The following is a 13,859-nucleotide window of genomic DNA, read 5'->3' on the forward strand; positions in this document are numbered from 1 at the left end:
GTCGCATGAAATACGGCATGCGTGAGCGCATCAGCGGTATCGTCATTATCGTGGCACTGGCCCTTATCCTGCTGCCCATTCTGTTTGGCGGCTCAAGCGATGACGAGGACAACGCCGACGAGTCCTCCGTGATCATCGAGCAGCCCATCGACATGTCACAGCGTGATGTGGCCGAGCCGCAGTCGCCGCTGCCCGATGATGAAGGCAGCGCCGTTGACGCCGGCAACTCGTCCGGTCAGGCCAGCCAGAGCAATCAGCTGTTCCCGGATCGTGAGCGTGAATCGACTGCGACGCAGCCCCCCACGCGCAGCGAGCCGTCGGCACCACAAACCGGTGCGCCCGACGCCGGAACAGCACGTCCCGACAGCGGCGCTGCGTCTTCGGGCGGCAACGGCGCTGTGTCCTCGGGCGGTAATGGTGTTGCCTCCTCGAGCGGCAGCGGTGCGGCGTCTTCTTCCGGCAGCACCGCCTCCTCGAGCAGCAGCAGGGCGTCAGCCCCTTCCCGGGAGAGCAGCAGCGCCGGCACACAGCAGCAGGCACCGGCGCGCAGCGATGACTCCTCGGGGGATCCGATCATGGCCGCGGCCAATCGCAACAGCGCCAGCGCCTCACAGCCTTCCGGCAGCAGTGGCTGGGCCGTACAGGCGGGCAGCTTCGGCCAGCCGGAAAATGCCGATCGCCTGATCAAGCAGCTCAGGTCGCAGGGCTTTGACGCCTACAAGCAGCCGCGCGGTGAGCTCAACACGGTCTATGTCGGTCCCTACGGCTCCACCGAGGAGAGCGAGCGAGCCCGCGCCGAACTGCAGGAGAAGGCCAATATCAAGGGGCTGATCGTGCGGCGTGAAGGTGGTCAGTGAGCTGGACCTGGGTCGACTGGGCCTTTGTGATCATCCTGGGCCTTTCCGTCATGTCGGGGTTTGCCCGCGGCTTCATCCGCGAAGGGCTGGGGCTGGCAGCGTGGATTGCCGCGCTGCTGGCCGCCCGGGCGCTGGCGCAGCCGGCGGCCGGTCTTCTGGCCGACTATATCGACAGCCAACAGATTCGATTGGTGATCGGCTTTGTACTGGTGGTATTTGTCGTGCTGTTGCTGGCCAACATGGTGATCAGGCTGTTGCATGCCATGATCGAATGGGCCGGAATGGGCTTTTTCAATCGCCTCATGGGGGCCGCCTTCGGTCTGTTGCGGGGCGGTTTCGTGCTCATTCTGATCGTGGCCGTGGTCGGGTTGACCCCGTTGAGCCAGTCAAGGGACTGGCGGCAATCCACCTTTCTCCCCTGGGTCGAGCAGGGGCGTGATATGGCCATTCGCCAGTATCAGCAGCTCGACAGGGATCAGTTTCTCATGGACGAAGCATCGCAGCGCGCTCGTGAACTGCAACAGCACCTGCCCGGGCAGGTGTCGCAATGATCAAGCGATCAGTACGGCCGGCAGCCGGCCGGCAACCACCGACAGCGAGGATGTAACGCATGTGCGGTATCGTGGGCCTGATGGCCAACTCGATGGTAAACCAGGCAGTCTATGATGCGCTGACGGTGCAGCAGCACCGGGGGCAGGATGCTGCCGGCATGATGACCTGGGATGACGGACGCTTTTTGCTGCGCAAGAGCAACGGTCTGGTGCGCGACGTCTTTCATACGCGTCACATGCAGCGACTCAAGGGCAATATCGGCATCGGCCATGTGCGCTATCCAACGGCCGGTTCCGCCAGCGAGTCGGAGTCCCAGCCCTTCTACGTCAACTCTCCCTACGGCATTGCGCTGGTACACAACGGCAACCTCACCAACTCCGAACAGCTTGTCGCGGAGCTGTTCAACACCGACCTGCGCCACATCAATACCAGCTCGGACTCCGAGGTGCTGCTCAACGTCTTTGCCCATGAGCTGGGCAAGCAGGGGCACCATCTGGAAGCCGAGGATATCTTCGATGCCGTTCGACGGGTGCATCGCCGCTGCAAGGGCGGCTACGCGGCGGTGTCGATCATCAATGGCAAGGGGCTGGTGGCCTTTCGCGACCCTCACGGCATCCGCCCGGTAGTGTTTGGTCAGCGCGATACACCGGAAGGCCCGGAGTACATGATTGCCTCCGAATCGGTTGCGCTGGATGTGGCAGGCTTTGAACTGATCCGCGACCTGGCCCCGGGCGAGGCGCTCTACATCGACATGGCGCGCACCATGCACACGCAGCAGTGCGCTGAAAGGACCCGGCTGGCGCCCTGCATCTTCGAGTACGTCTATCTGTCGCGTCCGGATTCGATCATTGATGGCGCCAATGTGTACGCCACGCGCATGCGCATGGGGCAAAAGCTGGCCGAGAAGATCAAGCGCGACTGGGCCGATCACGATATCGATGTCGTGATCCCCATTCCGGATACCAGCCGTACGGCGGCGCTGGAGCTGGCGCTGCATCTCAACGTGGCGTATCGCGAAGGCTTCATGAAAAACCGCTATATCGGGCGGACCTTTATCATGCCGGGGCAGACCCAGCGCCAGAAGTCGGTGCGGCAAAAGCTCAATGCCATCGATATCGAGTTTGCCGGCAAGAACGTACTGCTGGTGGATGACTCCATCGTTCGCGGCACCACCTGCAACGAGATCATTCAGATGGCGCGCGAGGCGGGGGCAAAAAATGTCTATTTTGCCTCGGCAGCACCGGCGGTACGCTATCCCAACGTTTACGGTATCGACATGCCGGTGGCCATGGAGCTGATCGCCTTCGAGCGCACGACAGAAGACGTGGCCGAACTGATCGGGGCCGACCGGCTGGTCTATCAGGATCTCGACGATCTCAAGACGGCGGTCAGGGAGGTCAACCCTGACCTCGAGGAGTTTGACTGCTCGGTCTTTGACGGGCGCTACGTGACCGGCGATATCGATCCGGACTATCTGGCCCGGCTCGAGATCGCCCGCAGCGATGCCGCCAAGCAGCAGTCCAGTGGCGGCCACGCGCAGGTGGACCTGCACAACGATATCGAGGAAGTTGACTGACGTCCCGGCGCGCGGCAGGGTAAAACCTCGCCGAAGGGGATTCATCAAGTGACCGGGCCATACGCCCGGTCATTTTGTTCATGACGACCGGGGCCGACACTGATCCGTACCCTGCGGCGGAGACAGCGGCCCTCGACCATCCAAGGAAGCCACCATGTTCGAGAAAGACACCCGGGGCGACAGCGACAGTCTGCATCCGGATACGCTGGCCATTCGTGCCGGCCATCAGCGTACCCACGAGCAGGAGCACAGCGAGCCGATCTTTCCCACCTCGAGCTTTGTCTACGAGAGTGCGGCCGAGGCAGCCGCCAAGTTTTCCGGCGAAGAGGCGGGCAATGTCTATTCGCGCTTTACCAACCCCAGCGTGCAGACCTTTGAAGCGCGTCTGGCCGCGATGGAAGGGGCGGATGCCTGTGTGGCGACGTCTTCCGGCATGGCGGCGATCATGTCGACCGTGCTCGGGCTTCTGGAAGCCGGTGACGAGATTGTCGCCTCCAGGGCGCTGTTCGGCTCCACGGTCAGTCTGCTGACAAAATACTTTGGCAAGCTCGGCGTGGTCACCCATTTCGTCGAGCTTTCCGATCTGGACAGCTGGAAGGCGGCCATGACGTCGCGCACGAAGCTGCTCTTTGCCGAGACGCCGTCCAACCCCCTGTCAGAGATTGCCGATATTCGCGCGCTGGCCGATATCGCCCATGAGCATGGCGCCTGGCTTGCCATCGACAACTGCTTCTGCACGCCGGCACTGCTGCGGCCGATCGAGCATGGTGCGGATCTGGTCATTCACTCGGCTACCAAGTATCTGGACGGGCAGGGGCGTGCCATCGGCGGCGCCGTGGCCGGCCGTAGCGATCTGGTCAGGGAAGTGCACGGCGTGGTGCGTACCTGCGGCCCCAGCATGAGCCCCTTCAATGCCTGGATTTTCACCAAGGGGCTGGAGACGCTGGGCCTTCGCATGCGCGCGCACTGCGACAACACCCTGGCACTGGCGCAGTGGTTCGAGGCGCATCCCGGCGTGGAAAGGGTGTTCTACAGCGGCCTGGCGTCTCATCCGCAGCATGATCTGGCCGCGCGTCAGCAAAGCGGTTTCGGCGCCGTGCTGGGCGTGGAGGTGAAAGGGGGCCGTGACGGCGCCTGGTCGGTGATCGATGCCACACAGCTTGTGTCGATTACCGGCAACCTGGGCGATCTCAAGACCACCATTACCCATCCGGCCACCACCACGCACGGTCGCCTCAGCGATGAGCAGCGTGCCACGGCGGGGATCACGCAAGGGCTGATTCGTATTGCGGTGGGCCTTGAGCATCTCGAAGACCTCAAGCGGGATCTGGCCCGCGGGCTGGATGCGCTGTAAACCGGCACGCCGTCATCAGGGCTTCAGAATATCGCTGACGCCCTGATGCGCCTGCTCAGGCCATCGGGTCAGGGGGCTGCAGCATGCCGATGTTCGGCATGCTGCGCTCCCAGACCGGCGGCTCTCCCACCACTTCCTGCAGGCACTCGATAAAGCGCTGGGTCTTGAGCGTCATGAACTCCCGGTGCGGATAGACCATGTAGATATCGGGACTCGGCGCCAGACGCAGCTCGGGCAAGATCGGAAACAGCCTGCCGTCCCGGAAGGCGTCTTCCAGCATGAAGGCCGGCATGACGCCATAGCAGAGCCCCACCAGCATGGCCCTGACCATGACCTCGGGGTCATTGGTGCGAAAGCGGGGGTTCAGGGCGCCGCGGACAATATGGTTGTTTTCGTTGTAGTAGCGGAGATAGTCCAGCGACAGGTCATCACGTGAATAGGCCGTCGCCGGCAGTAACAGCAGCTCCTCGACGCTTTCGGGCAGGCCGTGTGTCTGGATGAATTCGGGACTGGCGCAGATGACCTGATGGTTGCGGGCCAGCGGTCGAGCGATCAGGGAGGAGTCCTGCGGCTCGCTGATACGAATCACCAGATCATAGCCGCCGGCGATGACATCGACGTAGGCGTTGTCGAGCTGCAGCTCAACGTGAATCTCCTGAAAGCGCCTCATGAACAGCCCGGCAGCCGGTGCCACGTAACGTCTGCCGAAATCCGTCGGCGCATTGATGCGCAATACGCCCCGCGGCGCCTTCTGATAGGCCTCTGCCACGTGGCGGGCATCCTCGAGGGCGCTGCGCAGGCGCAGGGCGCGCTGATAGATCTCCCGGCCGGCATCCGTGAGATGCACCACCCGGGTCGAGCGGTTGAAAAGCCGCACTTCGAGCGCTTTTTCCAGCTGCCGGATCTGTCGCGAGATGACCGAGCGGTCGACATGGCGAAGATCGGCCGCGCGCGTGAAGCTGCCGGCGTCAACGACCTCGGCAAGGAGTAAAAGGCGACTGGACAGGTCCATGGCGGCGGCGGGCTCCTGACGTGACTGTTGCGCCTGGCACAACACAAAGTTGTTATAGGATGCATCGATCAGGATGCTTTTCAGGTGGAAAATATACCTATCGATACGGGCGCTGCCGGCGGCAGCTCCGAGATATACCACACTGAAAAGGGACATGACATGACACGCACACTTTTGATCGCCGCACTGTCGCTGACCACGCTGATGGCGCAACAGGGCATGGCCTCCACCGTTGAAGGCGAGTTCATGAAGGCCAACAACGGCGCTGCCCTGAACAGCGATACCAGCACGCTGTCGCATGCGAGCGTTAACGCTGTCGATGGGCTGACCGGAACCTACTATGCCGCTCAGGGGGCACCGCATCGCTTTCAGTTCAATGTGGAAGACGGCGGCCGGATTCAGCTTGCCAGTCGCCAGCCGGCGGATGCGCATAACGCCGCCTATCGCCTCAATGCCATGGTGCTCGATCAGCAGGGTCATGTTGTGGCCAGCAGCGCCAGCGATGCGCAGGGCAATTTCAACATCGACAGCACCCTGGCCGCAGGGCAGTACACCCTGGTGGTGGATGGCAAAACGACCCAGAGCCGCTCGAGCTCGGACAGCAGCTACGAGATTCTCACGTCGCTGTAACCCCGGGGCGTGAAGATGAAGCTTTGCTGGCAAATGATGATTCAAAAGCAGGCTTTGCCTGCTTTTTTTTGTGCATAAGGTTAGACTGCGCGCCGCATTGACTTTCACCCCATCCACTCTGGAGGTGCTGTGGCATCGCCCCAAACCCGAGAAATGGGTAAAACCCTCTGGCGTCAGACGCTGCCCATGGCCATGGGCGTCATGGCGCTTCTGGGCTTCAATCTGATCGATAGTATTTTCATTGCCCGGCTGGGCACGCAACCGCTGGCGGCGCAATCATTCACCTTTCCGGTGGCCACGGTCATCATCGGCGTGCAGGTCGGTTTCGGCATTGCCATCGCGGCTTTGATATCGCGTGCGCTCGGCGCCGATGAACAGGCCCGTGCCCGGCGGCTGGGCAGTCTGGTGCTGCTGGGCGGTAGCGCCGCGATGCTGCTGTTGTTACTGGTGCTCTGGCTTCTGGAGTCGATCATCTTTCGTCTGCTGGGCGCCAGCGAGGAAACACTGGTACTGATCCATCAGTACTGGGGGCCGTGGCTGCTGGCCAGCTGGATTGGCGCGCTGCTGTATCTGGGCTACAGCCTGTTTCGCGCCCACGGGGAGACGCGTCTGCCCGGGCGCATGATGGTGCTGACCAGCCTTCTCAATCTCGCTTTGGACCCTGTTCTGATCTTTGGCGTGGGCCCTTTCGAGGGCTGGGGGCTGGCGGGCGCCGCCTGGGCGACGCTTATCGCCTTTGTTATCGGACTCGTGATTCTGGCGCGAAGCCTTGCCCGACGGGACTGGCTGTCCGGGACAGGACTGCAGCAGGAGGCCGGCGCGTCCCTAGGCCGCTTTATGGGCATCGCTCTGCCGGCGATGGCCTCCCAGTTGCTGCCGGCGGTATCGGCGCTGGCGGCAACCGGCATCGTGGCGCGACTCGGCGAGGCCGCCGTGGCGGCCTGGGGGCTGGCCGCGCGTCTGGAAACCTTCGTCATTCTGGTGGTGCTGGGGCTGACCATGTCCCTGCCGCCCTGGCTGGGGCGCAGCTTCGGGGCCGGGCGCTGGCAGGAAATCCGGGCGCTGATGAATCTGGCCGCGCGCGTGGTGCTGATCTGGCAGCTGCTGCTGGGGCTGTTGCTGAGTGCCCTGGCCATGCCGCTGGCGGGGCTGCTGGCCGGCAACGATGAAGTGCGCGGCATGCTGGCAACACTGCTGATGTTCATGCTGCCCAGCTACGCCTTCATGGGCATCTGCATGCTGGTGGTGTCGGCATGCAACGCGCTGGGCTGGCCGCGTCGTGCCGTGACGGTTTCCTTCATGCGTCTTTTTGTCTGCTATCTGCCCTGCCTGAGTCTGGGCACCTGGCTGGGCGGCTTCATGGGTCTGGGAATGGGCGCTGCCGTGGGCAATGTGCTGGCCGGCGTGCTCGCCTGGTGGAGCTATCGACGCGTGCTGGGAGACAAGGGGCGCGAGCCGGAGGGCGCAGTGTCCGGCACATGACATGAGTGTCCAGCGTGAAGAGTGCCAATGTTGCGTTTATAGTATTAGCAATCCGGGATGGCCGATGGTAAGGAGACAGGGATGCATGGAGTGGCCGCGGGACCCCGCAACGCTCTGACGGGCGTTGTTATTGTGCTCATGATGACAGGCTGTGCCTCGCACTCGGCCGGGGAGGGTGATAGCGCCCGAGCCGGTGCTTCATCCCTGGCCGGCGCTGGTCTGTCCGATGCCGATAGCGTCTTTGACCGGGCCAATGCCGATCCGGGCAACGGTCTCGAAGCGCTGGAAATCGAGCGCATGGGCCTTGGCCCCTACTGGAACATGCTGGATCAGGACGGCGACGGCCGGATTTCGCGTCAGGAGTTTCGCCAGCGCTTTGATGATACCGCCATTCAGCGTCAGCTACAGCGCACGGCGCAGGCATCCGGTGCCTCCGCTCCGGCGACGGTCTCTCCCGCCTGGCGTCTGCCGCCGGAAGCACCGGCCCGGCAGTGGCGTCCGGAAGCAACCACACCGCCGGCCACATTGACGACCCCGTCAGCGGCGGCTTGGGGCGTCACGCCGCCGGCTGACCCGGACGCGCCGTCATCGAGCGACAGTTCTGATGAGAAGACGGTGTCGCCCTGAGTGACGTCGCCGTGATACGAGCATGAAAAAAGCGAGCCTTCGGGCTTAATGCCAGTCAGTTAAGGTTTTCCCCCACCGGCTGACGATGCGATAGTCCGGTATCAGTAACTTGCTGATACCGGACTTTTTTATGCATTTCAGTCAGGCCATCGATGCCATCAACCGGGTAAGGCCCGGCAGCTTTTCAAGTTTGGCGGACGTCCTTTCCCCCGAGCTCATCGACACCTGTCTGGAGCAGGCCGGCGTGGCGACCCTTCGCAAGCGGCGACTGCCGCTGGATCTGGTCGTCTGGTCGATTGTCGGCATGGCCCTGTTTCGCCATATCCCCATGGCGCAGGTGGTTAACCAGCTTGATATCGTCCTGCCGGGCAAGCGTCCATTCGTGGCCCCCAGCGCCGTGGTACAGGCGCGTCAGCGCCTGGGTAGTGACGCAGTCAGACATGTTTTCGAGCAGACTCAGGCCCTGTGGCATGCTCAAACGCCTCAGCCTCACTGGTGCGGACTCAGCCTGCTTGCCGTGGACGGCGTGGTCTGGCGAACGCCGGACTCTCCCGACAACCAGACCGCCTTCGCGCGCACGCGTAATGCGCAGCGTGAGGCCGGCTACCCGCAGGTACGCATGGTGTGCCAGATGGAGGTGACCAGCCACCTGATCACGGGGGCCGCGTTCGACAGTGTCGCGACCGGCGAAGTGGCCCTGACGGAAGACCTGATCGCCGGCACACCGGATCACTCGCTCACGCTGTTTGACCGCGGCTTTTATTCACTGGGCCTTTTGCATGCCTGGCAGCAGGCCGGCGAGCAGCGCCACTGGCTGATTCCGTTACGCAAGGGAACTCACTACGAGGAGATTCGCTCGCTGGGGCGCCAGGACCGTCTCGTTCGGCTGACCACTTCGCCACAGGCGCGTGCCAAATGGCCGGATTTACCGGTCTCGTTCGAGGCGCGCCTGCTGCGCCGCAAGGTTCGGGGCAAGGAGGTGGCGGTATTGACCTCGATGACGGAAACGATGCGTTTTCCGGCCGCCGACATCGTGGATCTTTACAGCTACCGCTGGGAAATCGAGCTGGGATATCGGGAAATGAAGCAGTCGCTGCTGGACAATCGGCTTACGTTGCGCAGCCGTACACCGGAGATGGTGCGTCAGGAGCTGTGGGGCACGCTGCTCGCCTACAACCTGATCCGTTTTCAGATGGCGCGAATGGCTTACAGTCTGGACAACATTCACCCCAACCAGCTGAGCTTTCACCAGGCGGCCAGCTTTATTATCAAGGAGTTATCGATGCTGCCGGCGGTATCGTCGGGTCGGGTGCCGGCGGTGGTCCAGTCGATCACGGAGATGGCGCCGGCCTTTGTACTGCCCGATCGACGAGAAAGATCGTACCCGCGAGCGGTGCGGGCACGACCGCAGAAATATCCGGTCAGGAAAAAGCCAGTCAGCACTAACTGACTGGCATTAGCCTTCGGGCTCGCTTTTTTTGAAGACAGGGTCGGGCGTTATGTCACGACCGTGGCGATGGCGCGGGCCACATATTCCAGCGAGCCTTCGGAAAGGCCGGCAATGTTGGCGCGCCCCGAGCCGACCATGTAAATGCTGAACTCGTCGCGCAGTCGCTTGACCTGTTCCTGCGTCAGGCCGGTGTAGGAGAACATGCCACGCTGCTCGGCGATGAAGGCAAAGCGCTCTTCGAGACCGTGCGGATGAAAGGCGGCCACGAAATCCTGGCGCAGGCCGTTGATACGCCCGCGCATCTCGGCCAGTTCCTGCTGCCACTGTCGGGTCAGCTCCGGGGAGCCCAGGATTTCGGCCACGACCGCGGCGCCGTGAGAGGGCGGCGTGGAGTAGTTCTCGCGGGCGGCAATGGCGATCTGGGTGCGCACGTTCTGCATCTGCTCATGATCGGCGGCCAGTACCATCAGTGACCCGGTACGCTCCCGATAGAGGCCGAAGTTTTTCGAGCACGAGGTCGTGATCAGCATTTCATCAAGCGCTTCGACAAAAAGCCGTACGCCAAAGGCGTCCTGATCCAGGCCGTCACCAAAGCCCTGATAGGCGAAGTCGATCAGCGGCAGCAGGTTGCGCGATTTGACCACGTTCAGAATCCTGCGCCACTGATCCTCGGAAAGATCAAAGCCGGTCGGGTTGTGGCAGCAGGCGTGCAGCAACACGATATCGCCTTCCGGCACTTCCCCGAGCGCGGTCAGCATCGCCTCAAAGTCCAGGCGGTTGTCGGCATTGACGTAGGGGTAGCGCTTGACCTCGAGACCGGCGGCTTCAAAGATGGCCGGGTGGTTGGGCCAGGTCGGATCGCTCAGCCAGATGGCACGGCCGGACAGGTGCGACGTCAGAAAATCAGCCGCCAGGCGCAGGGCGCCGGTGCCGCCGGGGGTCTGGGTGGTGCTGATTCGCTGCGCCTTCAGTGCCGCAGAGTCGTCACCCACGACCATTCTGGTCACCGCTTCGGTATAGCGCGTATCGCCGTGAGAGCCGATATAGCTTTTGGTGGCTTCCTGCTGATAAAGCTGTTCTTCTGCCTTCTTGACCGTGGCAAGCACGGGGGTGCGACCCCGGTCATCACGATAGACCCCCACGCCCAGGTCGACCTTATTGGGGTTGGTGTCCTGTTGATAGGCTTCGATCAGGCCGAGGATGGCGTCCCCGGGAACTCGCTCGATACGCTCGAACATCTTGAATGACTACCTCGTCGGGTTGGCGGCCATGAATGCATGGGCCTTGGGGTGACATACAGGAAATAATGCCACTGCAGGGCCGCCGCTGCTACCGCAGATGACACGTCATGCCCCGAGCCCCGGGTCGCGATCAGCGAGGCGCGTCGTAACGGCCGGCCCGACGTTTGGAAAAGACGACCTGCCAGAGCTGTAGATCCCGCGCCCGAAAGGCACCGGCGCAGCTGGCCAGATAGTAACGGAACATGCGCTGGGTGCGTTCGTCGTAGGGCAATGAGGGCCAGGCGGCTTCGATGTTGTTCAGCCAGGCCATCAGGGTGCGGTCGTAGTCCGCCCCGAAGTTCTGCCAGTCCTCCATGACCATTTTGTTCTCGGTAGGCGTCACGATCTGGGCCACTGACGGCAGCACGCCGTTGGGAAAGATGTACTTGTTGATGAAGGGGTCGGCGCCGATTTTCGAATTGTTGGAGCCGATGGTGTGAAGCACGAAAAGGCCGTCCGGCGCCAGCAGTCGCTCCACGGTGTCGAAATAGGTCGGGTAGTTCTTCTGGCCGACGTGTTCGAACATGCCGATGGAGACGATGCGATCGAAGCTGCCCTGCAGGTCGCGATAGTCCTCGAGCAGGATCTCGACATCCAGACCTTCACAGCGCTTTCGGGCCAGCTCGGCCTGCTCCCGGGAGATGGTGATGCCCGTGACGTGAACGCCGTAATGGCGGGCCGCATGCTCGGCGAAACTGCCCCAGCCGCAGCCGATATCGAGCACTCGCATGCCGGGCTGTAGCTGCAGCTTGCGCGCGGCCAGATCCAGCTTGGCCACCTGGGCCTGGTGCAGGGTATCGGCCTCTTTCCAGTAGCCGCATGAGTAGCACATGGTATCGTCCAGCATGGCCTCGAAAAGGTCGTTGCCGAAATCATAGTGCTGCTCGCCCACCATGAAGGCGCGCGTTTTGCTCTGCAGGTTGGTCAGGCTGGTCTGAAGCTGATAGAGCAGCTTTTCGCGACGGGTATGGGCGCGCTCGCCCAGATTGGCCAGCAGCACGCGTTCGATGAACTGGTCGATACGCTCACACGACCACCAGCCATCCATGTAGGATTCGCCCAGTCCCAGCGATCCCTGACGCACGACCCGGCTGTAAAAATCGCGATGATGGATCTGTAGATCCCAGGGCCGACTGCCGTTGAGCGTCACGCCTGTCGCATCGAGCCATCCCTCGATCAGACGACGTGACCGCGTATCAGCAGTGCTTGTTGAATTGTCAACGGTATTGCTGGTCATGCCATTATTCTCCCCTGGTAATGGTTGATTACCCCCACAATGCCTCTCTGACCGTGGGTGGGTGACATCTCTATCCCTGTCAAGGGAACCTTCTGATGCGCCTTTCTTTTATCAGTCTTAAAATCTAATCAACAATTCTCCATTTTGCAGCCCTCGATTCTATAAAGGGTGTTTACGTTTCATCCATTTCATGAAGGAGGTGCTATATGAACGTCATGGTCGATCTGTGTGTCGTGCCGCTGGGCGTGGGGGTATCGGTGGGAAGTTACGTGGCGGCCTGTCAGGAGGTGATCGAGCAGGCAGGTCTGGCGCATCAGATGCACGCTTACGGCACCAACATTGAAGGGGAGTGGGAGGCGGTATTCGAGGTGGTCAGGCGCTGTCATGAAGTGGTTCATGACATGGGCGCGCCGCGTATCACGACCTCCATGCGCATCGGAACGCGTACGGATCGCGATCAGAGCATGTCGGACAAGGTCGAGAGCGTGCGGGCGTTTCGCCAGGGCGGCGGGACGGATCTCAGCGGCAGCGCAGGGTCAGCGTAGCGCGCCAGGCATCACCTTCCGGTGTGGCGGCTTCCAGGGCGTCCGTGGTGGCCGTGGCATCGGCGTCATCCTCCAGGGTGGCCATGGCAGGCGGGGTCACCTGCATGTCGACCACGCTGACATGTCGATAACCCCGGGCCAGACACTGCTGCCGGCCATCCTCCGTGGCCTCCGCCCGGGCGGTGGCGTCGTCGATGGCAACGGCACTGACGGTCAGGGTATCTTCTGCCCCGGTCTCTCCATTTTCAGGCGTGGTGCTGCAGGCCGACAGGAAAGCGACAACAACACAGGCGAGCACTGGCTTCAGGGCAGAAGGATGACGCATGGTCAGGGCACTCCCACAGGGTTTTCGAAACCGTCAAGGTCGGTCAGCCAGCGTCGGGCATGCTGGGTCAGATGCTGCGTCAACGCTTCCAGAATATTGCCCCCCTGGCGCCAGTAGTGCCAGTAGAGTGGCACAATGACATCGGAACTGCTTTCAAGGTCGACCAGCTCGCCGCGCTCGATGGCGGCCTGCGCCTGGATTTCGGGCACCAGTCCATAGCCGATGCCGGAACGAATCATCTGATAGAAGCCTTCGGAAGACGGGCATAGATGATGCGGAAAAGGCACGGTCACGCCGTGATTGGCAATATAGCGTTGCTGAAGCCGGTCATCGGGACCGAAGACCACCGCCGGGGCTTCGGCCAGTGAAATGCGATCCATGCCGTTGGGAAAATAGCGCTGCATGAAATCGGGCGTGGCCAGCGGACGGTAGCGCATGCCGCCAAGCGGACGGGCGCGTGCCCCCTGAATCGAGCGCGGCGTCATGCACAGGCAGGCCGCGACCTCACCATCGCGCATGCGCTTGAGGGCGGCTTCCTGATCCTCGACGACCAGATCGAACAGTACGGTATGTTCGCGAAAGAAATCCTCGACCGCCTCGGCCCACCATGTCGCCAGACTGTCGGCGTTGAGTGCAATGCGCAGACGCTGTTCACGATCGCCCAGCGAGGGCACGTGATCGAGCAGATCATGCTCGAGCAGGCGAACCTGCTGAATATGATTGAGAAGTCGCTTCCCCAGGTCCGTGGGGGCAATGCGCGGGGCGCGAATCAGGACCGGCTGCCCCAGGCGCGCTTCCAGTAGCTTGATTCTCTGTGACACAGCGGACTGGGTCAGCCCCAGCACCTGAGCACCGCGCTCGAAGCCGGCCTGGTCCACCACGGCGCCCAGCGCCTCAAGAAGTTTATAATCGAGCATAACGCCTGCCAAGCC

At 62.3% G+C, this 13,859-nt stretch carries 14 protein-coding genes; 9 read left to right on the forward strand and 5 right to left on the reverse strand.

Going from position 1 to position 13,859, the window contains the following annotated elements:
• Nucleotides 1-5 precede the first annotated feature (5 nt).
• The 4 genes from M1D97_RS07055 to M1D97_RS07070 all read left to right on the forward strand — a co-directional run bounded on the left by M1D97_RS07055 (nucleotide 6) and on the right by M1D97_RS07070 (nucleotide 4,339).
• Nucleotides 6-857 carry an SPOR domain-containing protein gene (locus tag M1D97_RS07055; protein ID WP_456270026.1) on the forward strand — a complete coding sequence of 284 codons (852 nt, stop codon included), beginning with the start codon at nucleotides 6-8 and terminating at the stop codon, nucleotides 855-857.
• Nucleotides 854-1,408, forward strand: a complete 555-nt coding sequence (locus tag M1D97_RS07060) for a CvpA family protein (RefSeq protein ID WP_456270027.1) — start codon at nucleotides 854-856, stop codon at nucleotides 1,406-1,408. Before M1D97_RS07055 ends, M1D97_RS07060 begins: the two co-directional genes overlap by 4 nt.
• A gap of 59 nt (nucleotides 1,409-1,467) precedes the next feature.
• On the forward strand, nucleotides 1,468-2,985 hold the full coding sequence (purF, locus tag M1D97_RS07065; protein WP_456270028.1) for an amidophosphoribosyltransferase: 1,518 nt from the start codon (nucleotides 1,468-1,470) through the stop codon (nucleotides 2,983-2,985).
• Nucleotides 2,986-3,139: 154 nt separating this feature from the next.
• Entirely contained in the window at nucleotides 3,140-4,339 is a 1,200-nt protein-coding gene (locus tag M1D97_RS07070) for an O-succinylhomoserine sulfhydrylase (protein ID WP_456270029.1), read from the forward strand.
• Nucleotides 4,340-4,394: 55 nt separating this feature from the next.
• On the opposite strand, the gene M1D97_RS07075 is transcribed toward M1D97_RS07070, so the two are convergent.
• On the reverse strand, nucleotides 4,395-5,351 hold the full coding sequence (locus M1D97_RS07075; protein ID WP_456270030.1) for a LysR substrate-binding domain-containing protein: 957 nt from the start codon (nucleotides 5,349-5,351) through the stop codon (nucleotides 4,395-4,397).
• Nucleotides 5,352-5,510: 159 nt separating this feature from the next.
• Here M1D97_RS07075 and M1D97_RS07080 point away from each other — a divergent pair, with 159 nt between their 5' ends.
• From M1D97_RS07080 to M1D97_RS07095, 4 genes are all read left to right on the forward strand, one after another.
• Nucleotides 5,511-5,981: a hypothetical protein gene (locus M1D97_RS07080; protein ID WP_456270031.1), complete on the forward strand. Its 471-nt coding sequence runs from the start codon at nucleotides 5,511-5,513 to the stop codon at nucleotides 5,979-5,981.
• A gap of 153 nt (nucleotides 5,982-6,134) precedes the next feature.
• Nucleotides 6,135-7,463, forward strand: a complete 1,329-nt coding sequence (locus tag M1D97_RS07085) for an MATE family efflux transporter (RefSeq protein WP_456270185.1) — start codon at nucleotides 6,135-6,137, stop codon at nucleotides 7,461-7,463.
• A gap of 132 nt (nucleotides 7,464-7,595) precedes the next feature.
• Complete coding sequence (locus M1D97_RS07090; protein ID WP_456270032.1) at nucleotides 7,596-8,090, forward strand: EF-hand domain-containing protein; 495 nt, start codon at nucleotides 7,596-7,598, stop codon at nucleotides 8,088-8,090.
• 130 nt (nucleotides 8,091-8,220) lie between these two features.
• Nucleotides 8,221-9,540, forward strand: a complete 1,320-nt coding sequence (locus M1D97_RS07095; protein WP_456267629.1) for an IS4 family transposase — start codon at nucleotides 8,221-8,223, stop codon at nucleotides 9,538-9,540.
• A 47-nt stretch (nucleotides 9,541-9,587) separates the two neighbouring features.
• On the opposite strand, the gene M1D97_RS07100 is transcribed toward M1D97_RS07095, so the two are convergent.
• Both M1D97_RS07100 and cfa read right to left on the reverse strand, forming a co-directional pair.
• Nucleotides 9,588-10,778, reverse strand: coding sequence for an amino acid aminotransferase (locus tag M1D97_RS07100; protein ID WP_456270033.1), 1,191 nt, complete (start codon nucleotides 10,776-10,778; stop codon nucleotides 9,588-9,590).
• Nucleotides 10,779-10,911: 133 nt separating this feature from the next.
• Complete coding sequence (cfa, locus tag M1D97_RS07105; protein WP_456270034.1) at nucleotides 10,912-12,057, reverse strand: cyclopropane fatty acyl phospholipid synthase; 1,146 nt, start codon at nucleotides 12,055-12,057, stop codon at nucleotides 10,912-10,914.
• Between the two features lie 206 nt (nucleotides 12,058-12,263).
• Between cfa and M1D97_RS07110 the strand changes: the two genes are divergently transcribed.
• Nucleotides 12,264-12,602: an MTH1187 family thiamine-binding protein gene (locus tag M1D97_RS07110; protein WP_456270035.1), complete on the forward strand. Its 339-nt coding sequence runs from the start codon at nucleotides 12,264-12,266 to the stop codon at nucleotides 12,600-12,602.
• On the opposite strand, the gene M1D97_RS07115 is transcribed toward M1D97_RS07110, so the two are convergent.
• Both M1D97_RS07115 and M1D97_RS07120 read right to left on the reverse strand, forming a co-directional pair.
• Nucleotides 12,577-12,927, reverse strand: a complete 351-nt coding sequence (locus M1D97_RS07115; RefSeq protein ID WP_456270036.1) for a hypothetical protein — start codon at nucleotides 12,925-12,927, stop codon at nucleotides 12,577-12,579. The two genes, M1D97_RS07110 and M1D97_RS07115, sit on opposite strands and share 26 nt — an antisense overlap.
• Nucleotides 12,928-12,929: 2 nt before the next feature.
• Nucleotides 12,930-13,844: a LysR family transcriptional regulator ArgP gene (locus M1D97_RS07120; protein ID WP_456270037.1), complete on the reverse strand. Its 915-nt coding sequence runs from the start codon at nucleotides 13,842-13,844 to the stop codon at nucleotides 12,930-12,932.
• Nucleotides 13,845-13,859 lie beyond the last annotated feature (15 nt).

The organism is Kushneria sp. AK178, assembly GCF_053903105.1.